The organism is uncultured Sphingomonas sp. (genome assembly GCF_964237335.1).
Classification (GTDB): Bacteria; Pseudomonadota; Alphaproteobacteria; order Sphingomonadales; family Sphingomonadaceae; genus Sphingomonas.
Genome location: NZ_CAXSHM010000003.1, coordinates 99656 through 125704, shown reverse-complemented (window position 1 = coordinate 125704; position 26049 = coordinate 99656). Strand labels below are relative to the sequence as shown.

General features: G+C 69.2%; 26 protein-coding genes and 1 tRNA gene. 14 read left to right on the top strand and 13 right to left on the bottom strand.

All coding sequences use genetic code 11. The features are described from left to right. The first annotated feature begins 149 nt into the window (after positions 1 to 149). From ACFE65_RS03175 to ACFE65_RS03165, 3 genes are read left to right on the top strand one after another with little or no spacing between them, the layout of a single operon-like run. Entirely contained in the window at positions 150 to 287 is a 138-nt protein-coding gene (locus ACFE65_RS03175) for a hypothetical protein (RefSeq protein ID WP_375380886.1), read from the top strand. Next, positions 280 to 1635: a putative O-glycosylation ligase, exosortase A system-associated gene (locus ACFE65_RS03170; RefSeq protein ID WP_375380885.1), complete on the top strand. Its 1356-nt coding sequence runs from the start codon at positions 280 to 282 to the stop codon at positions 1633 to 1635. The genes ACFE65_RS03175 and ACFE65_RS03170 overlap by 8 nt, the downstream gene beginning before the upstream one ends. Continuing rightward, complete coding sequence (locus tag ACFE65_RS03165; protein WP_375380884.1) at positions 1632 to 2744, top strand: acyltransferase family protein; 1113 nt, start codon at positions 1632 to 1634, stop codon at positions 2742 to 2744. Before ACFE65_RS03170 ends, ACFE65_RS03165 begins: the two co-directional genes overlap by 4 nt. A 3-nt stretch (positions 2745 to 2747) precedes the next feature. Here ACFE65_RS03165 and ACFE65_RS03160 read toward each other — a convergent pair whose 3' ends face one another. After that, positions 2748 to 3314, bottom strand: a complete 567-nt coding sequence (locus tag ACFE65_RS03160) for a type 1 glutamine amidotransferase domain-containing protein (RefSeq protein WP_375380883.1) — start codon at positions 3312 to 3314, stop codon at positions 2748 to 2750. A 139-nt stretch (positions 3315 to 3453) separates the two neighbouring features. On the opposite strand from ACFE65_RS03160, the gene purF reads away from it, so the two are divergent. Then, positions 3454 to 4911 carry an amidophosphoribosyltransferase gene (purF, locus tag ACFE65_RS03155; protein ID WP_375380882.1) on the top strand — a complete coding sequence of 486 codons (1458 nt, stop codon included), beginning with the start codon at positions 3454 to 3456 and terminating at the stop codon, positions 4909 to 4911. Between the two features lie 129 nt (positions 4912 to 5040). Then, the gene (locus tag ACFE65_RS03150; RefSeq protein WP_375380881.1) at positions 5041 to 5751 is read left to right on the top strand and encodes an SDR family NAD(P)-dependent oxidoreductase; all 711 of its coding nucleotides are present in this window, start codon (positions 5041 to 5043) and stop codon (positions 5749 to 5751) included. A gap of 8 nt (positions 5752 to 5759) precedes the next feature. On the opposite strand, the gene ACFE65_RS03145 is transcribed toward ACFE65_RS03150, so the two are convergent. The 6 genes from ACFE65_RS03145 to ACFE65_RS03120 form a co-directional block, all read right to left on the bottom strand. Then, complete coding sequence (locus ACFE65_RS03145; RefSeq protein WP_375380880.1) at positions 5760 to 7073, bottom strand: class I SAM-dependent methyltransferase; 1314 nt, start codon at positions 7071 to 7073, stop codon at positions 5760 to 5762. 50 nt (positions 7074 to 7123) lie between these two features. After that, complete coding sequence (locus tag ACFE65_RS03140) at positions 7124 to 8485, bottom strand: cryptochrome/photolyase family protein (protein ID WP_375380879.1); 1362 nt, start codon at positions 8483 to 8485, stop codon at positions 7124 to 7126. Between the two features lie 17 nt (positions 8486 to 8502). Further along, on the bottom strand, positions 8503 to 8715 hold the full coding sequence (locus ACFE65_RS03135; RefSeq protein ID WP_375380878.1) for a hypothetical protein: 213 nt from the start codon (positions 8713 to 8715) through the stop codon (positions 8503 to 8505). Between the two features lie 60 nt (positions 8716 to 8775). After that, entirely contained in the window at positions 8776 to 9810 is a 1035-nt protein-coding gene (locus ACFE65_RS03130) for a 2-oxoacid:ferredoxin oxidoreductase subunit beta (RefSeq protein ID WP_375380877.1), read from the bottom strand. A gap of 85 nt (positions 9811 to 9895) precedes the next feature. Beyond that, complete coding sequence (locus tag ACFE65_RS03125; RefSeq protein ID WP_375380876.1) at positions 9896 to 11893, bottom strand: 2-oxoacid:acceptor oxidoreductase subunit alpha; 1998 nt, start codon at positions 11891 to 11893, stop codon at positions 9896 to 9898. Positions 11894 to 12231: 338 nt separating this feature from the next. Continuing rightward, positions 12232 to 13131 (bottom strand): histone deacetylase, encoded by a 900-nt coding sequence (locus tag ACFE65_RS03120; protein WP_375380875.1) that lies wholly within the window; start codon positions 13129 to 13131, stop codon positions 12232 to 12234. Between the two features lie 48 nt (positions 13132 to 13179). Here ACFE65_RS03120 and ACFE65_RS03115 point away from each other — a divergent pair, with 48 nt between their 5' ends. From ACFE65_RS03115 to ACFE65_RS03080, 8 genes are all read left to right on the top strand, one after another. Further along, positions 13180 to 14139, top strand: a complete 960-nt coding sequence (locus tag ACFE65_RS03115; protein ID WP_375380874.1) for an alpha/beta hydrolase — start codon at positions 13180 to 13182, stop codon at positions 14137 to 14139. Then, positions 14136 to 14615 carry an RNA pyrophosphohydrolase gene (locus tag ACFE65_RS03110; protein WP_375380873.1) on the top strand — a complete coding sequence of 160 codons (480 nt, stop codon included), beginning with the start codon at positions 14136 to 14138 and terminating at the stop codon, positions 14613 to 14615. The genes ACFE65_RS03115 and ACFE65_RS03110 overlap by 4 nt, the downstream gene beginning before the upstream one ends. Positions 14616 to 14671: 56 nt before the next feature. Next, positions 14672 to 15610: a YdiY family protein gene (locus ACFE65_RS03105; RefSeq protein ID WP_375380872.1), complete on the top strand. Its 939-nt coding sequence runs from the start codon at positions 14672 to 14674 to the stop codon at positions 15608 to 15610. Between the two features lie 199 nt (positions 15611 to 15809). Continuing rightward, positions 15810 to 16028 (top strand): hypothetical protein, encoded by a 219-nt coding sequence (locus ACFE65_RS03100; protein WP_375380871.1) that lies wholly within the window; start codon positions 15810 to 15812, stop codon positions 16026 to 16028. Between the two features lie 98 nt (positions 16029 to 16126). After that, positions 16127 to 17665, top strand: coding sequence for a DUF4403 family protein (locus tag ACFE65_RS03095; protein WP_375380870.1), 1539 nt, complete (start codon positions 16127 to 16129; stop codon positions 17663 to 17665). Positions 17666 to 17799: 134 nt separating this feature from the next. After that, positions 17800 to 20460, top strand: a complete 2661-nt coding sequence (locus ACFE65_RS03090; protein WP_375380869.1) for a TonB-dependent receptor — start codon at positions 17800 to 17802, stop codon at positions 20458 to 20460. A gap of 61 nt (positions 20461 to 20521) precedes the next feature. Continuing rightward, positions 20522 to 21913, top strand: a complete 1392-nt coding sequence (locus ACFE65_RS03085) for a glycoside hydrolase family 47 protein (protein WP_375380868.1) — start codon at positions 20522 to 20524, stop codon at positions 21911 to 21913. Between the two features lie 35 nt (positions 21914 to 21948). Next, the gene (locus tag ACFE65_RS03080; RefSeq protein WP_375380867.1) at positions 21949 to 22269 is read left to right on the top strand and encodes a PilZ domain-containing protein; all 321 of its coding nucleotides are present in this window, start codon (positions 21949 to 21951) and stop codon (positions 22267 to 22269) included. A gap of 15 nt (positions 22270 to 22284) precedes the next feature. Here ACFE65_RS03080 and ACFE65_RS03075 read toward each other — a convergent pair. The 5 genes from ACFE65_RS03075 to ACFE65_RS03055 all read right to left on the bottom strand — a co-directional run bounded on the left by ACFE65_RS03075 (position 22285) and on the right by ACFE65_RS03055 (position 24730). Further along, positions 22285 to 22361 (bottom strand) — tRNA-Arg (locus ACFE65_RS03075). A gap of 47 nt (positions 22362 to 22408) precedes the next feature. Further along, positions 22409 to 22840, bottom strand: coding sequence for a DUF1178 family protein (locus ACFE65_RS03070; RefSeq protein ID WP_375380866.1), 432 nt, complete (start codon positions 22838 to 22840; stop codon positions 22409 to 22411). Positions 22841 to 22847: 7 nt separating this feature from the next. Next, entirely contained in the window at positions 22848 to 23669 is an 822-nt protein-coding gene (locus ACFE65_RS03065) for a carbon-nitrogen hydrolase family protein (RefSeq protein ID WP_375380865.1), read from the bottom strand. 10 nt (positions 23670 to 23679) lie between these two features. After that, positions 23680 to 23934 (bottom strand): glutaredoxin 3, encoded by a 255-nt coding sequence (gene grxC, locus ACFE65_RS03060; protein WP_375380864.1) that lies wholly within the window; start codon positions 23932 to 23934, stop codon positions 23680 to 23682. 46 nt (positions 23935 to 23980) lie between these two features. Beyond that, on the bottom strand, positions 23981 to 24730 hold the full coding sequence (locus ACFE65_RS03055) for a double zinc ribbon domain-containing protein (RefSeq protein ID WP_375380863.1): 750 nt from the start codon (positions 24728 to 24730) through the stop codon (positions 23981 to 23983). A gap of 41 nt (positions 24731 to 24771) precedes the next feature. Here ACFE65_RS03055 and ACFE65_RS03050 point away from each other — a divergent pair, with 41 nt between their 5' ends. Next, the gene (locus tag ACFE65_RS03050) at positions 24772 to 25635 is read left to right on the top strand and encodes a methyltransferase domain-containing protein (RefSeq protein WP_375380862.1); all 864 of its coding nucleotides are present in this window, start codon (positions 24772 to 24774) and stop codon (positions 25633 to 25635) included. Positions 25636 to 25644: 9 nt separating this feature from the next. Here ACFE65_RS03050 and ACFE65_RS03045 read toward each other — a convergent pair whose 3' ends face one another. Further along, entirely contained in the window at positions 25645 to 26031 is a 387-nt protein-coding gene (locus ACFE65_RS03045) for a response regulator (protein ID WP_375380861.1), read from the bottom strand. Positions 26032 to 26049 lie beyond the last annotated feature (18 nt).

The following is a 26049-nucleotide window of genomic DNA, read 5'->3' as shown; positions in this document are numbered from 1 at the left end:
GGCACCGCGTACCTAACCACTCCTCTCACCGCTCCCGTTCAGGCTGAGCTTGTCGAAGCCCTGCCCTTTCATCCGACAGAAAGGCAGCCCTTCAACAAGCTCAGCCTGAACGGGAGCAGGGCAAGGCTCTCGAACCCCCGGAGGCGCGCATGATCGACAATTTCGCGCTGCTGGTCAGCCACGGGCTGATGATGCTCGTCGCCGTCCTGCTGATGCGCCGCCCTGACCTCGACCGCGAGCCGCCTGCCGCATCGCCGCCGCCCGCGGGAGAACGCCCGCGTGCGTGATCTCGCGTTCATCGGCTATCTGCTGGTCCTGTTCGGCATGGGTTTCCGCCGCCCGTTCCTGTTCGTGCTGGCGTACGTCTATATCGACATCGTCGCGCCGCAGCGGCTGACCTACTACCTGCTCAACGCTGTGCCGATCTCGCTGATCGCGGTCGGCCTCGCGGTCGGCGGCTGGGCGGTGGCGGACGACAAGAGCGGCATCCGGATCGCGCCGCGGCAGGTGATGATCGTCGCGCTGCTCGGCTATTGCCTCGCCACCACGCTGTCCGCCGACTTCCCGGTCGAGGCGCTCGACAAATGGGGATGGGTCTGGAAGGCGCTGGCCTTCGCCGCCTTCCTGCCGTTCACCTTGCGCACGCGCCTACGGATCGAGGCGCTGCTGGCGTTCATGATCCTGTCCGCCGCCTCGATCATCATCATCGGTGCGCTGAAGACACTGGCGAGTGGCGGCGGTTACGGCGAGCTCAACCTCATGGTCTCGAACAATTCGGGGCTGTACGAGGGCAGCACGATCTCGGCGGTGGCGATCGCAATCATCCCCGTCATCGCCTGGTTCATCCGCCACGGCACGATCTTCCGGCCGAACTGGAAGGTGACGGTGTTCTGCCTCGCGCTGATCTTCGCCTGCCTGCTGATCCCGATCGGCACGTCGACGCGCACCGGGCTGCTGTGCATCGGGCTGCTCGCGGTGCTGATGCTGCGCGATGCCAGGCGCAAGTTCCTGTACCTCGGCATGCTGGCGGCGATCGGCCTGGTCGCGGTGCCGTTCCTGCCGTCCGCCTTCACCGAGCGGATGAACACCATCAAGACGTATCAGGCCGACGCCAGCGCCTCGACTCGGCTCGCCGTATGGGCCTGGACGTGGGAGTACGCCAAGACGCACCCGCTGGGCGGCGGGTTCGAGGCGTATCGCGGCAACCACATCCGCTACGACACGGTCGCCGTCACCGGCACCGGCGCCGCCACCACCGTCACCAGCAAGCTGGAGGTCGACGCCGCCCGCGCCTACCACAGCGCCTATTTCGAGATGCTGGGCGAGCAGGGCTATCCCGGCGCGGCGCTCTGGTTGCTCATCAACATCGCCGGTCTCGTCCACATGGAGGTGCTGCGCCGCCGCTATCGCGACGCACCGCCCGACCAGGCGTGGGTGGCGCCGCTCGCGGGCGCGCTGCAGAACGGGCACATCGTCTATCTGTTCGGCGCGGCGTTCATCGCCATCGCGTTCCAGCCGTTCGTCTACATGCTGATCGGCGCGCAGATCGGGCTCGACACCTATCTCGCACGGGTCGCCGCAGGGCAGAGCTTCCGCCCGATGCGGCGCGCGCGGCCGGCGGTGGTGCCGGCTTGAGCGCTCGTCCGCCCGAGCTCCGCGCGCTGACCGGCGCGAGAGGCATCGCCGCGTGGCTGGTGGTGCTTTACCACATCCGCCTGTCGATCGCGGGCCTGCCCGCGTCCGTCGTGGCCGTGCTGGCCAAGGGCTATCTGGCGGTCGACTTCTTCTTCCTGCTGTCGGGCTTCGTGATCTGGCTGGCCTGGCACGAGCGGCTGCGGGACGGGGACGCCGGCGCGGTGCGGCGGTTCTGGTGGAAGCGCGTCGCGCGCGTGTGGCCGCTGCACCTCCTGATGCTCGCCTTGGCGGTCGCCATCGCGATCATGCTGGCAGCGACCGGCCGCAGTGACGGCGGGCACTTCCCTTTCGCCGAGCTGCCGCTGCACGTCGCGCTGATACAGGAATGGGGTTTTACCGACCGGCTGACATGGAACGATCCCGCCTGGTCGATCAGCGCCGAGTGGGGCGCCTATCTGCTGTTCCCGGTGCTGATCGCGGTGGTGGACTGGCGCCGGTTGCCGACGGCGGCGGTGCTGGCCGCGATCGGCGCGCTGTTCGTCCTGCTGCACGCGGTGTTCGCCGGCCATGGCGCGACGAGCCTCGGCTTCGACATCGCACGGCTCGGCCTGGCACGCTGCCTGATCGAGTTCGCCGCCGGCACCGCGCTGTGCGAGCTGTACGGCCGCTGGCGGGAGCGACCGGCGCTGCCGGCTGCAATAGCTGCGGGGGGCGGCGTCCTGTTGTTCGGGGCGGCAGCGACCCAAGCCTTGCCCGAGACGCTGGCCATACCTGCCGCTTTCGCCGCGCTGCTGATGCTGCTGGCGCTCACCAGCGGGTGGCGCCGCAACCCGCTCGCGACCCGCCCGCTCCACCTGCTCGGCGAGATCAGCTTCGCGACGTATCTGTCGCATTTCCTGCTGTTTCTCGTCTTCAAGCTCGCGTTGGTCGACGATCCGCGCGCGGTGCCGGCGGTGTTGATCGCGCTGTACCTGACGATCGTCCTCGCCGCATCTTTCGCGCTGTACCAACTCTGGGAAAAGCCCGCGCAACGGTGGATCGAGACGCTGCCCACTCGGTTGGCCACACGGGCGAGGCGACCCGAAGGAAGCCCCGCCCCGCACGGCTGAACCTCAGGCCGCCGCTTCCTCGTCGGCGAACTCCGCCTCCAGCGCGCTGAGGATCGCCTTGTTGAACGCAGGGATATCCGCCGGCTTGCGGCTGGTGACCAGATTGCCGTCGACCACCACCTCCTCGTCCACCACGTCCGCGCCGGCGTTCTCCAGATCGGTGCGGATCGACGGCCAGCTCGTCATCCGCCGCCCGTCGACCACGTCCGCCTCCACCAGCAACCACGGCGCATGGCAGATCGCCGCGACCAGCTTGTCGTCGTCCATGAACTCCTGGACGATCTCCACCGCCCGCTCCTCAAGCCGCATCTTGTCGGGATTGCCGACGCCGCCCGGCAGCAGCAGCGCGTCATACTCCTCGGTGTCGACGGCCTCCAGCGTAAGGTCGGGCGTGATCGTCTCCGCCTTCTCGCTGTCGTTCACCACGCCCTGGATCGGATCGGTCTTGATGGAGGCGAGTGTCACCTTGGCGCCTGCGTCGAGGAGCGCCTGGCGCGGGCCGAACAGCTCGTCGCGCTCGAAGCCGTCCGTCGCGAGGATCAGGACGCGCGCCTGGGAAAGATCGGCCATGGGGTAAGTCTCCGGAATCGCTTGTGTGGGCGCCAAACCCGCCGCCCGACGCTCGCGTTCCGCAGGGTGGATGACAAACAGGCGACAAGGCCGGCCACCGGGCCTATAGGCGCGGCTCCTGACCGGGAAGCCCCCACCGATGCTCACGACCCATCCGTTCGAGGACGATCACCTGCGCGAAGAGTGCGGGGTGTTCGGCGTGTCGGGCTCGGACGGCGCCGCCGCGCTCGTGGCGCTCGGGCTGCATGCGCTCCAGCATCGAGGACAAGAGGCGGGCGGCATCGCGAGCTGGGACGGGCGCCAGTTCCACGTCCACCGCGCGATGGGGCATGTCGCTGGCAATTTCGATCGTGACGACGTGATCCGCTCGCTGCCGGGCACGGTCGCCTGCGGACATGTCCGCTATTCCACCACCGGCGACACGTCGCTACGCAACGTCCAGCCGCTCTACGCGGAGCTCGCGAGCGGCGGGTTCGCGGTGTCGCACAACGGCAATTTGTCCAATGCGATGACGCTGCGGCGCGAGCTCGTCCGGCGCGGCGCGATCTTCCAGTCGACGTCGGACACCGAGACGATCATCCACCTCGTCGCCACATCCCACTACCGCACGCTGATCGACCGGTTCATCGACGCGCTGAAACAGGTGGAGGGCGCCTATTCGCTCGTCGTGATGACGCCCGAGGGCATGATCGCCTGCCGCGACCCGCTCGGCATCCGGCCGCTGGTGATGGGCAGGCTCGACGGCGCCGTCATCGTGGCGTCGGAGACGGTGGCGCTCGACGTGGTCGGCGCGACGTTCGAGCGCACCATCGATCCCGGCGAGGTCGTGCTGATCCGCGGCACGCAGATCGAGTCGATCCGCCCGTTCCGCGCGGTCGCGCCGCGACCGTGCATCTTCGAATGGGTGTATTTCTCGCGCCCCGACTCGATCGCCGGTGACCTGTCCGTCTACGACGTGCGCAAGGCGATCGGCGCGCAGCTCGCGATCGAGTCGCCCGTCGACGCCGATCTCGTCATCCCGGTGCCCGATTCGGGCGTGCCGGCTGCGATCGGCTATGCGCAGCAGAGCGGCATCCCGTTCGAGCTCGGCATTATCCGCTCGCATTACGTCGGCCGCACCTTCATCCAGCCGGGCGACAAGGTGCGCCACCTCGGCGTCAAGCTGAAGCACAACGCCAATCGCGCGCTCATCAAGGGCAAGCGCGTGATCCTGGTCGACGATTCGATCGTGCGCGGCACCACCTCGCTCAAGATCGTGGAGATGATGCACGAGGCCGGCGCGGCGGAGGTCCATATGCGGATCGCCTCGCCACCCACACGCCATTCCTGCTTCTACGGCGTCGACACGCCCGAGCGCGCGAAGCTGCTCGCCGCCAAGCTGGATCTCGGCGGAATGACCGACTTCATCCACGCCGACAGCCTGGCGTTCGTCTCGATCGACGGCCTCTACAAGGCGCTCGGGCAACCTGGCCGGGAAAGCGGCCGCCCAAGCCATTGCGACGCCTGCTTCACCGGCGATTATCCCACCCGGTTGACCGACCAGGACGAGACCGAAGACGTCGACCAGTTCGCGCTCCTCGCCGAGCGGGTCGCCTGACCTCGGGAACCCAGTACCCCACCCCGTTCGCCCTGAGCTTGTCGAAGGGCTGCCCTTCTTCCGTACGAGGGCAGTGCTTCGACAAGCTCAGCATGAACGGGAATCATCGCACTGCCTTTGGAATCCCTCATGGACCAGCCCCTCGCCCACCAACTTGCCCTCGTCACCGGCGCCAGCCGCGGCATCGGCGCGGCCACCGCGTTGGCGCTGGCCGCCCGCGGCGCGCACGTCGTCATCACGGCGCGCGACGCTGCGGGGCTGGAGCGCGTCGAGGAGGCGATCTTCGACGCCGGCGGCAGCGCCACGATCGCGCCGCTCGACCTGACGCAGGCGGACAGCATCGCGCGCCTCGCCGCCGCGATCGCCGAGCGGTGGACCGCGCTCGACCTGCTGGTGCTCAACGCCGGCCGCTTGGGTCCGCTGGCGGCGGTGCCGGCGATCGACCCTAAGGAACTGGCCGCGATCCTGACGCTCAACGTCAGCGCGCCCGCCTCGCTGATCGCCGCCTTCGATCCCATGCTGCGCGCCTCGGCGGCGGGCAAGGTGATCGCGGTCACGTCAACTGTGGCGCAGCGACCTCGCGCCTTCTGGGGTGCGTATGGCGCGTCCAAGGCGGCGCTGGAGACGCTGGTCGGCGCCTATGGCGAGGAGATGGAGCAGATCAGCCCCATCCGCACAGCGATCCTCGACCCCGGCGCGACCCGCACCCGCATGCGCGCCGACGCCTTCCCGGGCGAGGACCCGGCGAGCGTCAAGGAGCCGGCGGTCGTGGCCGAGCGGATAGCGGCGCTGGCGGTGGCGGGCTTCCCCGCGGGGTATCGGGAGAGGGTGGAGGGGTAGGCACCTTGTCACCCCGGCCTTGAGCCGGGGTCCCGCTTCTTCTCGATGCAGGCAGAAGCGGGACCCCGGGTCGGGCCCGGGGTGACGGGGCTCTTCACCAACGTCACCTGCGCCACGTCGATGCCGCCGCCGCGAAACCCACCCTCGCAGTACATCAGGTAATACCGCCACAGGCCCGCAAACCGCGCGTCGAACCGGGCCGGCAGCCGCCCTTCCGCCACCGCCGCATCGAACCGCAGCCGCCAGCGGCGCAGCGTCTCGGCATAGTCAGCGCCAAATCCGGTCCGGTCGCGCCATTCCAGCCCCGCCCCCTCCGCGATCGACCGGAACCGTGCTTCCGACAGCAGCATGCCACCGGGGAACACGTACCGCTGGATGAAGTCCACACCGGCCGCATAAGCGGGAAAGACGTCCTCGGCGATCGCGATGAACTGGATCGCCGCGCGTCCGCCCGGTTTCAGCACGCGTGCGATCGTCTCCAGATACGCGGGCCAGTACCGCTCCCCCACCGCCTCCACCATCTCGCAGCTCACAACGGCATCCTTCAGGCCCGTTGCGTCGCGATAGTCCTTCAGCGTCACCGCGACCTCGTCCGACAGGCCCGCCGCGGCAATCCGCGCTTCTGCGATCTGCTTCTGCTCATGCGACAACGTTAAGGCGACAACCTGCGCACCGCGTCGTGCCGCGACCTCGGCAAGGAACCCCCAGCCGCAACCAATCTCCGTCAGCCCGTCACCCGGTCGAAGCGCCAGCCGATCGAGCAGCAGGTCGACCTTGCGCCGCTGGGCAACCTCCAGCGGTTCCTCGGGATCGCGGAAGATCGCGCTGGAGTAGCTCATCGTTTCGTCGAGCCACTCGCGGTAGAAGTCGTTGCCGAGATCGTAATGCGCGGCGACGTTGCGGCGGGCTCCCGCCTGCGTGTTGCGGCGTAAGCGGTGCCACATCCGGTCCGCCACGCGCACTACGCCGCCCGACCGCGCGGCGACGCCCAGCGTCACGCGGTTGCGCATGAACAGGTCGAACAGCGGCACCGGATCGCAGGCGGACCAGTCGCCCGCCGCCCACCCCTCGTACCAGCCGACCGATCCGCGCGTCGCCAGCCGCACCAGCGCACGCCAGCGGTGGACGGCGACGATCGCGACCGGACCGGGCGCGCGGTCGCCGAGCCGCCGGGTGCTGCCGTCAGGCAGACTCGCCTCGATCGCGCCTGTCGCCAGCCCTCCGTCGATCCGATCGAGAAGGCGGTGGAATGGCGCCGCGACAGCGCGGCGGTGCCAGGCCGCCGGGCGGGCTCGTTCGGGTGCTGGCGACACGGCGTTCACGCCCGCGCCTCTGGCATCAGGCCCCCGTCATCGCAACCACCGGTCGGCCGTCAGCCGATCGCGCGGTTGGCGGCCAACGCCCGGTCTCGCGCCTCGCGGTGGCCGACGATCTTCGCCGGATAGGCACCGGGACGCGCCCCATGGGCGTCGGGATCGTGGATCACGTCGTCGCCCAGGTCCGCCAGCTCGGGCACCCAGCGGCGGATGTAATCGCCCGCATCGAACTTCTCCGACTGTGATAGCGGCGCCATGATCCGGCCGAACATGTTGGCGTCGACGCCGGTGCCCGCGATCCACTGCCAGTTGACCGAATTGTTGCCATAGTCGGCGTCGACCAGGCAATCCCAGTACCAGCGCTCGCCTGCGCGCCAGTCGATCAGCAGGTGCTTTACGCTGAAGCTCGCGCAGATCATGCGGACGCGGTTGTGCATCCAGCCACTCGTCCAGAGCTGGCGCATGCCGGCGTCGACGATCGGATAGCCGGTGCGCCCCTGTTCCCACGCCTTGCGGTCGGCGTCGGCATCCTCGCCGGTCCGCCACGTCAGCGCGTCGTAGCGCGGCCGGCCGTTCGTCTCGGCATAGTCGGGCAGCGCCAGCACGACGCCGTCGGTGAAATCGCGCCAGGCGAGCTCCTTGCGGAACTTCTCGGCCTCGGCATGGCCGTCGAGCGCATGCCAGACGGTTCGCGCCGACACCTCGCCATGGTGGAGGTGCGGCGACAGACGCGATGTGCCGGCGACCGACGGCAGGTTGCGCTGCGTCTCGTAAGCGTCGACATGGTCCGCGAACGCGTCCGCCGCCGCCAGCCCCGCCGCCTCGCCGGGGGTCCACTCGTCCGCGAACGCCGCGGCCCAGTCGCGCTTGGGCAGCAGGCCCCAGTCCGCCAGCGCGTCGCTCGCCGGCCACGTCTTCGGCGCTTGCAGCTTCGTGGGGGCGGGCTCGGGGTTAGGCGGCGGCAGTTGCGCCTGCAGCGCCTTCCAGAACGACGAATAGACGCGGAACGGCGCGCCTGACCCGGTGCGGACCTGCTCGATCGGGACCAGGTGATTGCCGTCGTGCAAGGTCAGCACGTCCACCAGCGCCGCTTCCGCCGCGCGCCACCAGGGCTCGTAATGACGGATCGCGTGGATGCGGGTGGCGCCCGTTTCCTCGATCAGCGCGCGCAGCACGTCGACGGCGCGCCCGCGCCGCAGGATCAGCCGGCTGCCGATGCCCCGCATCGCCGCGTCGAGCGAGGCCAGCGAATGATGCAGCCACCAGCGCTGCGCACCACCGATCCGCCACGCGCCCGCGCTCTCGTCGTCGAGCACATAGACCGGGATCACCGAGCCCTCCGCAGCCGCGGCGATCAGCGCGGGCTGGTCGGCGAGGCGCAGGTCCTGACGGAGCCACAGGAGGACGGGATCGGACATGGGCGAGCGTTTCGGCGTCAGGAACGTCCGCCTTCCAACGTGACGATCCGATCCTCGTGATCGTGCACCACGCCGGCGACGAGGTTGAACACGAGTGTGTTGCCGTCGATGCGCTGGACCAGGTCGGTGATCTGGTCGGTCATCTCCTCGATCCGCATGTTCGTGCGCTCGATCTGTGCGCGCATCTCCTGCAACAGCCGGATCGTAAGGTTCTCGGTCTCTTCGCTCATCGCCAACTCCGCCTGTCGGTACGGAACATAGCTAGATCGCAGTGCCCCTTCAACGCCGCATCAGATCGCGTGCGGCTGCTTGTCGACCATCCAGGTCTGGCCCTTGCTCAGCAGCGATTGCAGGTCGGCGCGCTTGCCCTCGCTCGCGGTGCGATTCTGCTCGATCACCGCGGCGTCGAACGTCGGTGCGGGGTCGTCGAGCAGCACGCCCAACGCCATCGGAAACGGCCCGAACTCCATCTCGACGAGCAGATGCGCCATCGTGCGATTGGTGACGTCATGCACCAGCACGCCCGCCGCCTGCCAGTCGCCGCCCGTCACCGTCACCACCTTCAACTGGAGCCGCTGCAGGTCGAGCGCGATACCCAGCGTGCCGCCGGCGAACAGCATCGGCTTGCCGTCCTCCAGCCACAACTGCTTGCCGTCCGCGCCCGCCTTCTTGTCGGTGAAGGACGCGAACACGTCGTCGTTGTAGACGATGCAATTCTGGAAGATCTCGACGAACGCGGTGCCGACATGCGCGTGCGCGGCCTTGAGCACGGGGACAAGGTTCTTGTTGACGTCGATCGCGCGTGCCACGAACCGCGCGCCGCTGCCCAGCGCGAAGGCGCACGGGTTGGCGGGCCGGTCGACCGAGCCGAGCGGCGACGTCGGCGTGCGCGTGCCGATCCGGCTGGTGGGGGAATATTGCCCCTTGGTCAGCCCGTATATCTCGTTGTTGAACAGCAGGAACTGGCAGTTCAGGTTGCGGCGGATCAGGTGCATCGTGTGGTTGCCGCCGATCGACAGCGCATCGCCGTCGCCGGTGATGATCCACACGTCGAGCTCCGGATTGGCGAGCTTCACCCCCGTCGCCACCGCCGGCGCGCGGCCGTGGATGGTGTGGAAGCCATACGTCTCCATGTAATAAGGGAAGCGCGACGAGCAGCCGATGCCCGACACGAACACGGTGTTCTCCGGCCGCACGCCCAAGTCCGGCATCGTGCGCTGCACCGCCTTCAGGATGGCGTAATCGCCGCAGCCTGGGCACCAGCGCACCTCCTGGTCGGTCTCCCAGTCCTTGGGCTTGCTGGCGAAGGGGGTCATGTCGTTCATGTGCAAACTCCGCGTCATGCCAGCGAAAGCTGGCATCTCGTGGTAACAGGAAGACCCCAGCGTGCGCTGGGGTGACGGCCGTGGACTAATGTTCCGTCGGCGTCAGCGCGGCTTCGCGGTCAGGTTCCAGCGCCTTGGCCGTGCCGTCGTCGTATCCAGCAATCGGATCGGGCAGTTGCGTGCTGTCTGCCCGAACCTCGCCACCTTCCGTCCCGCCGTCGAAGAACGCCAGGATCGCATCCTCGATCTCCGCGATGCGGAACGGCTGGCCGGACACTTTGGTGAGCGACTTGGCGTCCACCAGATACTGGTCGCGCAACACGGTCTTGAGCTGGCCGGTGTTCATCTCGGGCACCAGGATGTGCTCGTAACCCTCCAGCAACGCGCCGAGATTTCCCGGCATCGGCCAGATATGGCGCAGGTGGATGTGCGCGACGTCGACGCCGCGCTTGCGCAGCCGGCGCACCGCCTGGTGGATCGGCCCGAATGTCGATCCCCAGCCGACCACCGCGAGCGTGCCACGCGCCTCGCCAAGCTCCACCCGCTGGTCGGGCACCGCGATCCCGTCGACCTTGGCCTTGCGGGTGTCGGTCATCTCCTGGTGGTTGGCGGGCGAATAGTCGATGTTGCCCGTGCCCTGCTTCTTCTCGATCCCGCCGATGCGGTGGAGCAGGCCCGGCGTCCCGGGCTTCACCCACGGCCGCGCGAGCTTCGCGTCGCGCGCATAGGGCAGGAAGCCACCCTCTGGCACCGTCTCCAGATACTGGACCGGGAACGGCGCATAGCCGCTCATGTCTGGCACGCGCCACGGCTCGGCGGCGTTGGCGATATAGCCGTCGGTCAGCAGCATCACGGGCGTCATATAGGTGACCGCGATCCGCACCGCCTCGATCGCGCAGTCGAAACAATCGGCCGCCGAGCGCGCGGCGATCACCGGCATCGGCGCGTCACCGTTTCGCCCGTAGACCGCCTGGTACAGGTCGGATTGCTCGGTCTTGGTGGGAAGTCCGGTCGAGGGCCCGCCGCGCTGCGAGTTGACGATGACGAGCGGGAGCTCGGTCATGATCGCCAGCCCCATCGCCTCGCCCTTCAACGCGATGCCCGGCCCGGACGACGAGGTGACGCCGAGCTGCCCCGCATAGGACGCGCCGATCGCCGAGCCGATCGCGGCGATCTCGTCCTCCGCCTGGAACGTCGTGACGCGATATTCCTTCAACCGCGCGAGGTGGTGGAGGATCGCCGAGGCGGGCGTGATCGGATAACCGCCGAAGAACATCGGCACGTCGGCCAGCGTCGTGCCGGCGACGAGCCCCAGGCTGATCGCCTCCGCCCCCGTGACGGTGCGGTAGAGGCCGGGCGCGACCGGCGCGGCCGGCACGCTGTGCTGCTTCATCGGCCCGGAGAGTTCGGCCGTCTCGCCATAGGCATGGCCGGCGTTCAATGCGGCGATGTTCGCCTCCGCCAGCGTCGGCGCCTTGGCGAACTTCGATTTCAGCCAGTCGACGATCGGCTGCCGGTCACGATCGAACATCCAGAGTGATAGCCCCAGCGTCCACATGTTCTTGCAGCGGAGCGATTCCTTGTTGCCCAGCCCGAACGGCTTCACCGCGTCTAGCGTCAACTGGCTGATGTCGAGCGTCATCAACTGCCACTTCGCCAGGCTGCCGTCGGTCAACGGGTTGGCGGCATATTTCGCCTTGTCGAGGTTGCGCTGCCCGAACTCGCCCTCGTCGGCGATGATGAGACCGCCGGGCTTGAGGCTGTCGACGTTCACCTTCAGGCCAGCGGGGTTCATCGCGATCAGCACGTCGGGCGCATCGCCCGCCGTCTCGATCTCCGCCGAGCCGAAGTTGATCTGGAACGCGCTCACGCCGAACAGCGTGCCCTGCGGCGCACGGATCTCGGCGGGGAAATCGGGAAAGGTCGCCAGATCGTTGCCCGCGAGCGCGGTGGACAGGGTGAACTGCCCGCCCGTCAACTGCATCCCATCGCCGGAGTCGCCGGCGAAGCGGACGACGATGGACTCAGGATTGGGGTGGGCGGTCGCCTCGGCGAGCGTGGTCTCGTGGATGGCGGATGCCATGCGGGTTCCTTGGGCGGTGCGTATGCGGCGTTCCATAGGCGCGCGGCGCGGGGTGCGCCAAGGGAGAATGGACGCAGGGGAGCATGGCGCAACTTTAGGGTGAGGTGGTGTGGTGCCGATAGCGTTCGCTTATCCTCACCCGCCAGCGGGAGGATTAGTGCGTAGACGGTTGTTGCTCATGTCCTTGCTATGTTGGATTTCCGGTGACAAGCTCAGCGGGTTCTTTGACAGTCCCGGTTCCTCCCATCCTACCCGCCCAGGGCGCCGTCCCTCCACGGCACCACGCAGCGATACGTTTTGGTGTTACCTACTGTTACCTACTCTTGCACGGGCGCCCGTCAGCCCACCAGCGCCGCGCCCAGCCCCAGGATCGCCGCCACGTGCCGCCGCGAGATCGCCGCCTTGTCGTCGCCATAGCCTCCGCCGACCGTGCTCGCGAGCGGCAGGCCGCGGGCGCGGACCAGTCGCGCCACCAGCGCCTCGCGCCGCGCCAGCCCTGCGTCGGTCAGCGCCAGCCGGCCGAGCCGGTCGCCCGCGAACGGGTCGACGCCCGCCTGGTACAGGATGATCTGCGGCCGCACCTCGTCGAGCAGCGGCACCAGCGTCGCCTCCAGCGTGGCGAGGTATTCGTCGTCCCCCACCCCGTCGGCCAGCTCCACGTCGAGCGTCGATCTCGCCTTGCGGACGGGGAAGTTCTTGGCGGCGTGGATCGAATAGGTGGCGATGCCCGGCCGCCCGGCCGTCAACGCGGCGGTGCCGTCGCCCTGGTGGACGTCGACGTCGACCACCAGCAGCCGCTCGAGCGTTCCCTCCTCGACCAGTCTGACGGCCGCCAGCGCCAGGTCGTTGAAAACGCAATATCCCGCCCCCGTGTCGGCGAGCGCATGGTGGCTGCCGCCGGCGCTGTTCGCCGCGAACCCGTGCTCCAGCGCCAGGCGCGCTGCGAGGTACGTCCCGCCCGGCACCGCCTGCGCCCGCTCCGCCACCGCGGGCGTCACCGGGAAGCCGATCCGCCGTTCCTTCGCGCGCGGCACGCGGGCCTCCAGCACCTCGGCGACATAGTCCGGGTCGTGCACCTCCTCCAGCCAGCGGCGAGGCATCGGCTCGGGCGTATGCCACGCCAGTGTCGCGCCGCTTGCCCGCAGCAGGTCCCGGATCAGGCCGTTCTTGCTCGACTGGGCCATGGCTCGGGGATCGGGTGCGGCGACATAGGCCGGGTGATGGACGATGGGGATCACCCGTCCTAGGTAAGACTCCTGCCCAGCCACGTCCACGAGGCCCGTCCCATGACCGACGCCACTCCCTACGTCCGGCCGGACGTCGCCGCGTTCCTGGCCTATCTGAACGCCGTGCCCGGGCCCAAGATGTACGAGCTGGAGGCGCCCGCCGCGCGCGCGACCTACCTCGCGATGAAGGACGTGGTCGATCCGCCGGTGGGTGAGCTGGCGACGATCGTCGACCTCGCCATCCCGTCGCCCGACGGCGACATCCCGGCCCGGCTGTTCGACGCGCGCGCCTCGCGTGAGCCCGGGCCCGTCGTGATCTTCGCGCATGGCGGCGGCTTCGTGCTCGGCAACGTCGACACGCATGCGAGCTTCTGCGCGGAGGCGGCGCGGCAGCTCGACCTGCCGGTCGTCTCGGTCGATTACCGCCTCGCGCCCGAGCACCGCTGGCCCGCCGCGCCTGACGACGTCGAGGCGGCGGCGCGCTGGGTGGCGGGCAGCCCGGCCGCGCTGCTGGGGCGCCACGTCACCGGCTTGGTCCTGATGGGCGACAGCGCGGGCGGGACGCTCTCGATCATCACCGCCATGGCGCTGCGCGACGCGCCCGCCGCGGTGCCGGTGCTGGTGCAGGCGCCGATCTATCCGGCGACCGACTGGGACGGCGACTATCCCTCGATGCGCGCGTTCTCGGACGGCTATCTGTTGACGGACAAGTCGATGGCGTGGTTCCGCGACTCATATCAGGCGGACCTGAGCCACAGCCGCGGCTCTCCCAAGGCGGGCAGCGTCGCGGGCCTGCCGCGGGCGGTGATCGTGACGGCGGGGCTCGACCCGATCCGCGACCAGGGCCGCGACTATGCCGCGCGGCTGATCGAGGCGGGCATCCCGGTCGTCTACCGCGAGGCGGCGGGCACCATCCACGGCTTCGTAACCCTGCGCCGTGCGATCCCGTCGTCGGTCGGTGACGTCGCGGCGTATCTGGCCGCCGTGAAGGCGGCGGTGGCCGAGGCGGTGGCGCGATGACCGATCCCGCCGCTCTCCCATATCGCCCCTGCGCGGGCATTCTCCTCGTCAACCGCGCCGGCCGGGTGTTCGTCGGTCAGCGGATCGATACAACGCAGGCCGGCTGGCAGATGCCGCAGGGCGGGATCGATCCCGGCGAGGAGCCGCGCACCGCAGCGATCCGCGAGCTGGGCGAGGAGACGGGCATCACCCCCGACCTGATCGAACTGGTCGCCGAGGCGCCGGAGCCACTGACCTACGATCTGCCGCCCGAGCTGATCGGCAAGGCGTGGAAGGGCCGGTATCGCGGCCAGCGCCAATGGTGGTTCCTGTTCCGCTTCACCGGCGCCGACGCCCGGATCGATCTCGCGACGCCGCATCCCGAGTTCCGCGCGTGGCGCTGGGCCGATCCCGCCGAGCTGCCGGGGCTGGCGGTGCCGTTCAAGCGCCAGCTTTACGCCGACGTGCTCGCCGCCTTCGCGGGCCACCTTCCCTGACCGTCGCTTCGTCGCCGCAGGGTTCCGCCGCGACTCGGATCGGGTAGGAGGCGCGGATGCGGTACCTGTTCGCGTTCGCCTCCTTCCTCATGGCCGGGCCGGCGCTTGCGACGACCATGGCTCCGGCGCCGGGTGCGACCGATCCGCAGACCGACCCTGCGACCATCCCTCCTCCGATCCGAGCGATGCTCGACGCCGCGCTCGCGTCGGGCAACGACGGCGAGGTCGCGACCATCGTCAAATACGCGCGCACCGCCGATCCGCTGAGCGGCGATGCAGTGCAGGCGCTCGCGCAGCGCTGGCATGACGAGCGCACCGCCGCCAACGAGATACGCGTGCGCGATGCGCGTTTCCTCGACCTGTGGACCGGCAAGGCGGAGCTCGGCGGCTTCCTGACGACCGGCAACTCAAACACCGCCGGCGTCACCGCCGCGATCAGCGCGACGCGGGAGGGCATCGACTGGCGGCAGAAGTTCCACGGCCAGTTCGACTATCAGGAAAACCTGGGCGTCGTGACCCGCGACCATTGGCTCGCAAGCTACGAGCCCAATTACAAGATCGGCCCGCGCGACTATCTCTACGGCCAAGTGCAATATGAGAGCGATCGGTTGCTGGGCTTCTACGACCGCGCCTCGGGATCGGCGGGCATCGGCTACAGCGCGATCAAGCGGCCGCGCCTCCAGCTCGATCTCGAGATCGGGCCCGCCTATCGCTACGCCGCCTTCACCGACGACACCCAGCACGGCAGCATCGCCGCGCGCGGCAGCCTGGACGTGAAGTGGCAGTTGGTGCGCGGACTGTCGTTCACCGAAGTCGCGTCCGGCTATGCCGAGCGGAACAGTAGCACCCTCTCGACCGCGTCGTCGCTCAGCGCCAAGCTGTTCGGGCCGCTGTCGGCGAACCTGTCCTACACCGTCCAATATGAAAGCCGCCCGACGGCGGGATCGGTGACGACGGACACGACCAGCCGCGCGGGGCTGGCGTATAGTTTCTGAAGGTCATTCCCACCATCCGTTCGTCCTGAGCTTGTCGAAGGACAGGCGGCGCGGACAGGTGCTTCGACAGGCTCAGGACGAACGGAGAAAGGGCCTCGTTGAGGACTCCACCCTGTCGGGTTAACTGACAGGTAACCACGATCCCGAAGCCAAAACAACGCAAAACTCCCGTTGGCCTACCGCTTGCTCTGATCCTGCCATGTGGATCCGCTTCTCCCGCCTGTTCATCATCAAGACGAAGTTCGAGGCGTTCCTCGTCATCTATGGCCTCGGCACCGGCGCCGTCGAGCGGGGCGTCCACTACATGCAGCAATATCCCGGCGTCGGCGGCAAGCTGTTGTTCGCCGCCTCCCCGATCGCGGTGTTCATGGCTGCCGCGCGTATCCTCGACTCGTTGGAGCGGGGCCGGAACGGCTGAGACGGCGCGGCTCGCGCGGCCACACTCACATTCCCCCAACATCGTCATTCCCGCGAAAGCGGGAATGACGATGTTGGTGCTGCGGGGTAGCCCGTGCGATGCGCCATTTGATGCGTTCGCCCGTCAGCCCCGAGTTGATCGCCACAGTTCGCGCTCCCGCCTCGCGCGTCCGGTCGACGCGGCGTGCACTCGGCGGCGCCCTCCTCCTCGCGCTCGCCGGCTGCGCACGCCACCCGGACCCGGCACCGCACCAGGTCGACACGCCCGTCCGATTGCCCGACGCCGCCTCGACCATCGTCGTGCCGATCTCCGCGCGCCTGTCGGACCTCGCAGCGGCGATCGACGATCAGGTGCCGCGCGCGCTATGGTCGATCGACCGGGTCGAGCCCCGATGCGTACCCGCGCAGCATGTCTCGGTGTTCGGCGCAAAGCTGAAGGTGCTGCCCGACCTGTCATGCCGGATCGTCGGCCGGGTGACGCGCGGGCGCATCACGCTGGGCGGCCACGGCGACACGCTGAGGCTCGACATGCCCGTCCACGCCGTCGTCAGCGCGCGTGACATCGGCGGCATCATCAAGCAACAGACCGCGACCGACGACGCCCGCGTCCATGCCGACATCCATCTGTCCGTCCGCCCCGACTGGACGCCCGCGGCGACGATGAAGATATCATATGACTGGACGGACGCACCCGGCGTGACGCTGTTCGGCAAGCGCATCTCGTTCACCGACAAGGCGGATGCCAAGCTCGCCGGCGTGATCGCCGGGCTGGAACGTGACCTGCCGCGCGAACTCGGGAAGGTCGACGCGCGCGACAAGGTGGCGGCGGCGTGGCGCCAGGGCTTCACGTCGATCCTGCTCAACCGCGACAATCCGCCGGTGTGGCTGCGCATCACGCCGCAGCAGCTCGGCTTTGGCGGCTATCGCGTCGCGGACGGCCGGCTGAACCTCACCGCCTCCGTGCTCGCGCGGACGGAGACGTTCGTCGGGCCGCGCCCGGCCGATCCGGTGCCGACGCCGCTGCCCTCGCTCGCGCGCCGCATCGACAGCCCGGCGCTCGCCTTCCAGATGCCGGTGCTCGCCGACTATGCCCAGCTCGAGCCGGTGCTGGCGCGCGCGCTCGGCAGGCTGGCGCGCAAGGGCATCGTAATCCCCAAGCTCGGCCCGGTCGATGCCCGCTTCGGCAAGGTCACGATGTACGCGACCGACGGCGGCCGGCTGGCGGTGGGCGTACAGGTCCGCGCCAGGCTGCAGAGCGGCGTGCTCGGCGACACGAGCGGCGAGGTCTGGCTGACCGGCGTGCCGTACAACGCGCCCAGCTCCGAGCGGATCGAGATCCGCGACCTGCAGTTGACGGGCAACACGGACAGCCATTCGGTCAACCTGCTGCTCGCGCTGTTCCGGACGCCGTCGCTGCTGGACACGATCCGGGACGGGTTGACGCAGGATTTCGCCAAGGATTACGCCCGCATCCTGGGGTCCGCGCGCGGCGCGATCAAGGAGCGGCGGCAGGGCGATTTCGTGCTGGCCGCGACGATCACCCGCGTCGATCACGGCCGAGTCGTGCCGACCGGCTCCGGGCTGTTCCTGCCGCTTCAGGCCAATGGCACCGCCACCATCGCCTATCGCCCACGATAAATTCAAGTTGTTGCCGCCGCGCCACAAGTATCGATTACAGCTTCATGACTATTCGACCGTAACATAACTGTCGCATCGGCCGACTACCCGCTCCTCATAGGCCCGGACCCGAGTCCAGGATTGGGGAAAACACGATGCGCTTCCGAACACCTCTTCGCCGCCAGTTGCTGCTCGGCTGCGTCCTGCTGCCCCTCGCCGCCGCGCCGGCGCTCGCGCAGACGACGCCGCCAGCGTCCGCGACGACCGGACAGAGCGGTACCGGCCAGGGAAGTACGGTGACGAGCGACGCGACCGCGCAGAGCGGCACGCCCACCAACGCGCCCGAAGCGGCGGCGCCGGACACGACCTCGGGCCTGGGCGACGTCATCGTCACCGCCACCCGCCGCGAGACGAACCTTCAGAAGACGCCGATCTCAATCAGCGTGCTCAACACCCAGGCGCTGACCGATCGCCACGTCCTCAGCCTGTTCAACCTCGCGGACGGCACCATCCCGTCGCTGCGTGTCGCGACGTTCGAGGCGCGCCAGTCCGCGCTGACCATCGGCATCCGCGGCATCGTCCCCTACGACCAGAACCAGACCGCACGCGACGGCGGGGTCGGCGTCTACATCGACGGCGTGTCGCTCGGGAAGACGCAGGGGCTCAATGCCGCGCTCTTCGACATCGACCGGATCGAGGTGCTCAAGGGTCCGCAGGGGACGCTGTTCGGCCGCAACACGGAAGGCGGCGCCTTGAGCCTCGTCACCCGCGCGCCGTCGGGCGAGTTCGACGGCCGCGTCGTCGCCGGCGTCGGCAATTACGGCAGCCGCAATACCGAGCTCCACCTGGACCTGCCATCCTTCTACAACATCTCGCTCAAGTTCGACGGCGTCTACGAGCACCAGGACCCGACGGTGAAGGACCCACTGTCTGGCTCGACCGGCTGGAACTATTACGACCGCAAGGGCGGCCGCGTCGCCGCGCGCTGGCAGCCGATCGAGGGCCTGACCGCCGACTTCGCCTATGACTATGCGAAGGACGACAACACGCCGAACTTCAGCCAGCTGCTCGACTACAACCCGAACAACTATGCGGTCGGCACGTTCGTCCCGACGACCACCGCGGCCGGAACGACCTATACCCTGTCCAACAACGGGGCGCCCTGCAACACGGCGGGCGGCACCGCCAACATCTGCGTCGCGCCCAAGGCGCCGCTGGTTGGCGTCCACACCGGCCGCCAGACCGTCGCCGACGTCGGCGTGCCGCAGCAGCCGAGCGTCGACATCACCCACGGCTTCTCCGCGAACCTGAAGTACAAGCTCGCCCCCTCGATCGAGCTGCGGTCGATCACCGCCTGGCGCGGCGTCAGCACCGATCAGTGGGACAATTCGGGCGGGCCGGAGCGCAGCACCTTCGCGCCCAACGCGAACTTCAGCCGCTACAGCCTGTCATACCTGCGCCAACACCAGTTCAGCCAGGAGTTCCAGGCGGTCGGCAGCATCCCGCAGTTCGATTACGTCGTCGGCGCCTATTACTACACCGAACACGCGACCGAATATGCCGCGACCCCGCTCAGCAACCTGTGGAACGTGGACGGCACCGCCTACACGATCCGCAGTCCGATCGTGACCGGTCCCGTCACCAGCGCGAACTCGGGTTATCAGCAATATGCCTCGTCCTGCGCCAACACGTTGGCGGCGCAGGTGCCGCAATTCGCCAACAGCTGCCAGTTCATCACGCGCGACAGCAGCGCGAACGACCACAATTACTCGCTGTTCGGTAACTTGACCTACACGCCCGCCGGGTTCGACGCGCTGCACGTCACTGCCGGTGGTCGCTGGACCAAGGACAAGCGGCACGGTACATTGTTCATCATCAACAACCGCACCGACCTGAACCCGATCACGCCCGTACCCAACAGCGTGGCGTCGCCGTTCCTCTTCCAGAACAGCGTCAGCCGCTTCGATCCCATGTTCAACGTCGGGCTGGACGCGACGCAGGACATCCACCTGTACGCCAAATATTCGACCGGCTTCCGCGCCGGCGGCGCGGATGACCGATCGAGCATTTTCCGCTCGTTTGGCCCCGAGTCGGTGAAGTCGTACGAGATCGGCGCGAAGATGGACTTCCTCGATCACAAGGCGCGCCTGAACCTCGCCGGCTACATCATGAACCGGGCGAACACGCAGTTCGACTTCGATCAATATGACACTAACGCGCAGAGCCCGACAAACGGCAGCCATCTCGAGGAGGCCATCAACGCGGGCAACAGCCACATCCGCGGCGTCGAGGCTGATCTGACCGTCAGGCCGACGCGCGAGCTGACGCTCAGCGGCTCCTACGCCTACACCTATTGGGATGCGCCGCGCGCCGTGAACCCGATCACGGGTGGCCTGCCGCAGCAGCTGTACATCGTCTACACCCCTCGCAACGCCGCCTCGGGCGCGATCGACTATGTGATGCCGATCCGGATCGGCGACGCGAGCGTCCGGCTCCACCTCGATGCGGCCTATGCGGGCAGCCAGTACAGCTTCGAGCTCGAGCCGACGAAGACCGATCCGAGCTTCATCGTGAACGGGCGGCTGGCGCTGGCCGACATCGCGGTGACCGATCGCAACAAGGTCACCGTGTCGGTCTGGACCCGCAACCTGTTCAACCGGACCTACATCTATCGCCGGTCGGACGCGAACTCGTCGCCGGTCTACAACTACAACGGCACGACGCTGGTCTCGACCAGCTACGGCGGCATCCTGGGCGACTACGGCAACCTCAACCCGCCGCGGACCTGGGGGCTGGAGCTGGCGGCGAAGTTCTGACGTCCTGTCCAGCTGCCGCCATCGTGCTAGACGAGGGGTGATGGCGGGAGGATGGGGTGCGATGACGACGAGCCGGCGTAGCTTACTGGCCGGCTCGCTGGCCGCGGGCCTCGCCCGGCGGCTGCCGGCGGCGAGCCGTACCGATTGGCCCGCGCTGGCGGGCGAGGTGCGGGCCGAGATGGCCTGGGCGTGGGACCAATATCGGCTCCACGCCTGGGGCAAGGACGAGATCCGGCCGATCAGCGCCACCGTCTCGACCTTCCCGATGAAGGGCCATCACCTGGGGCTCAGCCTGATCGAGGCGCTCGACACCTTGTGGGTGATGGGCCTCGACAATCGGTTCCAGGCCGGAGTCGACTGGGTCAAGGCGACGCTGGATTTCGACGTCGACGGCGAGGTGTCGGTCTTCGAGACGTCGATCCGGCTCGTCGGCGGGCTGCTGTCCGCGCATCACGCCAGTGGCGACCCGGTGCTGCTCGCCAAGGCGCGCGACCTGGCCGACCGGCTGCTCCCCGCCTTCGCGACGCCGACCGGCATGCCGATGCGCTTCGTCAACCTGAAGACCGGCGCGGTGCGCGATGCCGCCACCAACCCCGCTGAGGTCGGCGGCTATTTGCCCGAATGGGGCACGCTCAGCCGGCTGACCGGCGATCCGCGCTACCATGACGCCGCCCGCCGCGCGGTGGTGGCAGTGTTCGAGCGGCGATCGAAGATCGACCTGCTGGCGGTGAGGATCGACGCGGTCACCGGCCGCTGGCTTGATCGGCGCGCGACGGTCGGCTCCTATGCCGACAGCTATTACGAATATCTGTGGGACGCGTTGCAGCTGCTCGGCGATGCCGAGTGCCGGCGGATGTACGACATCTGCACCGCCGCGATCCTCGCCCACCAGCAAGTGCGCCGCGATGGCCGGCTGTGGATCGCCGACGTCGACTTCGAGACGGGCGCGGTGGTCTCGACCGAGCAGGACGAGCTTGCCGCTTTCTATGGCGGATTGCTGGCGCAGGGCGGCGCGGGGGCGACGGGCGCGGCGGTGACGCAGACATGGGCGACGCTGCAGGATCGGTTCGGGGTGCTGCCGGAAGGCTTTGACTATGCGACGGGCCAGCCCACCCAGCGCGGCAACGCGCTGCGCCCCGAGCTGGCGGATGCGGCGTTCAACCTCTGGCTGCTCGACCGGAACCCACGCTGGCGCGCGATCGGCCGCGGTCACTTCCTGGCGATGCGGCGCTGGAACAAGGCCGCCTATGGCTATACAGACCTCGCCGACGTGACGAGCGACCCCAAGCGACAGGCGGATCACTGCCCCGGCTATTGGTGGTCGGAGCAGATGAAATATTACTATCTGCTGTTCTCCGACACGCCGCGCTTCGATTACGCGCGCAACTATCTGACCACGGAAGGCAACGTGCTGCTCGGGTTTCGACGGTCAGTAGGCGGGCGAGCCGCTTAACGTTCCGTTGGTCGGTGCCGTGCCATGGGGGCGCGATGAAGCCCACCGCCCGCCGCGCTTTCGGCACCGCCCCTGCCAGCGGCCTCCGCCTGGAGCCGCGCGCGGCGACCGCCGTGCCCGCGACGCTGCACGTCGAGGGTGCCGATCCGCGCGACGTGACGATCGCCGACATCACGGCACGCGGCTGCCGCGTGAGCATCGTCACCGATCTGCGGGTTGCCACCCATGTCGCGCTGATGCTGGATGGCACCAGCCTCATCAGCGGACGGGTGGCGTGGAACGACGGCGCGGGCATCGGCATCGACTTCTGCGCGCCGCTGCTGCCCCGGATCGTCGCGCGGCTGACGACGCGCTAGGCGCTTCGGGAGCGGTGGTGACCCCGGCGCGATTCGAACGCGCGGCCCTCAGATTAGGAATCTGATGCTCTATCCGGCTGAGCTACGGGGTCCCGTGCCGGTTGTACGCAGCCGGCGAGAGCCCGTCCAGCGCCGCGCGTCAGTTGCTCCGCTCGGGCGGCACGACCGGCAACGGCAGCGGCGCGACCGGAACGCCGTCCGCCACCAGCGACTTGGCTTCCGCCAGCGTCGCCTGGCCATGGATCGTCGCCTGCGGCTCGGCGCCCTCGTGCATCGCCCGGGCACGATCGGCGAACCGCTTGCCCACCCAGGTCGATTGCTCCAGCGCCTTCGCCTGCGCCGCCGCCAGCCCCTTGAGCGCGGCCTTCACCTTCGCGGCCTCCGCCTGCGTCGGCGCGGCGTTGGCCTTGGCGGCGAGCCGTGGCGCCATCACCGCCTTGTCCACCGCATGGCTGTCGCAGATCGGGCAGGCGACGAGCGAGCGGGCGCGCTGATCCTCATAGGCCGCGCTCGATCCGAACCACGCCTCGAACACATGGCCAGCCTCGCAGCGAAGGTCGAAGACGATCACGCCCCGATCACTGGTGCGTGACCGCCGGGATCGCTCGGCGATGCGCGGGGACCGGAATGCGGGCACGCGCGTCGGCCACCGGCGCCCGGTCGATATCGACCAGCGCCAGCCCCGGCGCGTCGCCCATGTCGGCCAGCACCCGTCCCCACGGATCGACCGCGAGCGAATGGCCCCAGGTCGCGCGGCCGTCCGCATGCTCGCCCACCTGCGCGGCGGCGAGCACGAAGCTGCCGGTCTCGATCGCCCGGGCGCGCATCAGCACCTCCCAATGCGCCGCGCCCGTCGGCCGGGTGAACGCCGCCGGGATCGCGAGCATCTCGGCGCCCGCGTCAGCCAGCACACGATACAGGTCGGCGAAACGCAGGTCGTAACAGATCGACAGGCCCAGCCGCCCGAGCGGCGTGTCGACTACCAAAGCCGCGTCGCCCGGCGCATAGGCGGCCGACTCGCGCCAGCTTTCCCCGGTCGGCAGATCGACGTCGAACAGATGCAGCTTGTCGTACCGTGCGCGGATCGTGCCCGAGCCGTCGATCACGAAGCCACGGTTGGCGTAGCGGCCGTCCGGCCGGCGCAGCGCGAGCGAGCCGAGGCTTACCCACAGGCCGGCCCGGGCCGCCGCGTCCCGTACGGCCGCAAGCACAGGGTCGTCGTCCTCGGCAACGATGCTCGCGGCGGCGCGCGCGCGATCGCGGTCGAGCAGGCCAGACATCTCGGGGGTGAACAGCATCGCCGCGCCGCCGTCCGCCGCCCGCCCGATCGCCTCGACCAGCGTGACGGCATTGGCGGCGGGATCGATGCCGCCCGTCATCTGGAGCAGCGCTGCCCTCATGCGACCCCGCTCATGCCAGGAGAGCGTCGAGCTCCCCCGCGCGGTCGAGGTCGGCCAGATCGTCGGAGCCACCGACGTGGCGATCGCCGACGAAGATCTGCGGCACCGTCGTACGGCCGTTGGCGCGCGCCAGCATCTCGGCCCGGCGAGGCCCGCCCATCGTGATGTCGATCTCCTCGACCTCCGCGCCCTTGGCGGTCAGCAGCCGCATCGCGCGCGAGCAATAGGGACAGAACGCCTTCGTGTAGATCTCGACCTTGGCCATGCCCCGCGAGGTGTGGGCTCGACCATCGCTTGTCAATCGCGGTGCGTCAGCCGGACCGGCCCCCCTCGTCGCCAAGCACCCGGGCCCAGCACAGGATCGTCACCGACGCCGCGCCGGCGCGCAGCAGCACGGCCGTGCAGGCGTCGGTGGTGGCGCCGCTGGTATGGACGTCGTCGACCAGCGCGACGTGCCGGCCCTTCAGCCGCGCGCGGCCGTTCGGTGCGACGCGGAACACCGCGCGGACGGCGGCCGCCCGCTCCTGCGCGCCCATGCCGCGCAGCACCGGGGTCGCGCGGTAGCGCTCCAGCAGGTGCGGATCGACCGCGACGCCCTGCCCGCGCCCGATCGCCTGCGCGATCAGCGCCGCCTGGTTGAACCCGCGCCGCCACAGCCGCCACCGGTGGAGCGGCACCGGCACGAGCAGGTCGCAGCGCTCCGGCACCCAGCGGGCCATCAACCGCGCAGCGGTGATCGCGAACGCCGGCCGGCCGCCGTATTTCAGCCGCAGCACCAAGGTGAGCGCGACATCGCCGTAAGCGACCGCCGCGCGGATGCCGGCATGGCGGGGCGGTCGCGCCAGGCATCTGGCGCAGCGCGCGCCCTCGCCGCGATCGTGGCTGAAGGGCACATGGCAGGCGGCGCACCACGGCGGCGACAGGAACCGCAGCGAGGCCCAGCAGGCGGGGCAGAAACGATGGTCCGTTCCCACCACACTCCCGCAGCCAGCACAGCGCGGCGGCAGCGCTAGGCCGATCGCGACGGCGACGGGCCGGAGGATCGAGATAGCCGAGCGCATGCGCCCTTGTCGCCCGCGATCGGCGCCACCACAAGCAGGGTATGCCCTCCGACCAGCCTTCCTCGGCGCCGCCCGAGCTGTTCGACCGTGCCGCGCGGCGCCGGCGTCGCGACCGGGCGCAGCCGGACTGGGCCGCCCATGATTTCGTGCGGGCGCAGATGCTGGACGGCATCGCCGAGCGACTGGATGCGGTCACGCGCCGCTTCACCGACGTGCTCGATCTCGGCAGCTTCGACGGCGGGTTTCCGCCGCCGCCCGGAGCGAGGATCGCGCGATGCGATCCGGGCTTCCGGTTCGCGGCGCGGGCCGGCGGCGTGCAGGGTGACGAGGACCGCCTGCCCTTCGCCGGCGGCGCGTTCGACCTCGTCGTGTCCGCCGGCGTGCTCGATCAGGTCGGCGACCTGCCCGGCGCGCTGACGCTGGCGCGGCGCGCGCTCCGCCCCGACGGCTTGTTCCTGGCTGCGTTCCTGGGCGCCGGCAGCCTGCCGACGCTGCGATCCGTGCTGCTGGAAGCCGAGGCGGACCGGCCGGCGGCGCGCATCCATCCGCAGGTGGAGGTCCGCGCGGCGGGCGACCTGCTGGTGCGGGCAGGCTTCGCGCTGCCGGTCGCCGATGTGGAGGTATTGACGGTCCGCTACGCCGGGCTCGGCCGCCTGCTCACCGACCTGCGGGGCATGGCCGCGACGAACCTGCTCGCCGGCCGCTCGCCGCTGTCCCGCGACACGCTCGCTCGCGCGGCGGCGGCGTTTGCTGCGCGTGCCGATCCGGATGGACGCACCGAGGAGCGGTTCGCGATCGTCCACCTCGCAGGCTGGTCCCCGTCCACCGAACAGCCCAAGCCCGCGCGGCGGGGAAGCGGCACCGCCTCGCTCGCCGCCGCGCTCGCCGCGATACGGACGCCGTGACGACGATGCTCAGCCGATCAGCCCGTCGCCCCCGCGCGCCATCAACCGGCCGATCGCATCGAACAGCGCATCCATCGCCACCGGCTTGAACAGCACGTCGTCCGCTCCCGCGGCGAGGCATCGGTCGCGCAGGTCGCCGGCGGTGTCCGCGGTCACGACGATGATCGGCGACTGCGCCTTCGCATCATGGCGGCCGCGAATGTGGCCGATCGCGGTGAGGCCGTCCATGCCGGGCATGCGCAGGTCGACCAGGATCATGTCGAAGGCGTGTTCCTCGATCAGTTCCAGCCCGTCCTCGGCGCTTTCCGCTTCCGTCATGGCGACGCCGGCGACGTCGAGCATGTCACGAACGACGCGCCGGTTCATCCGGTCGTCTTCGATGAACAGCACGTTCATCCTCGTTGCGGCATGCGC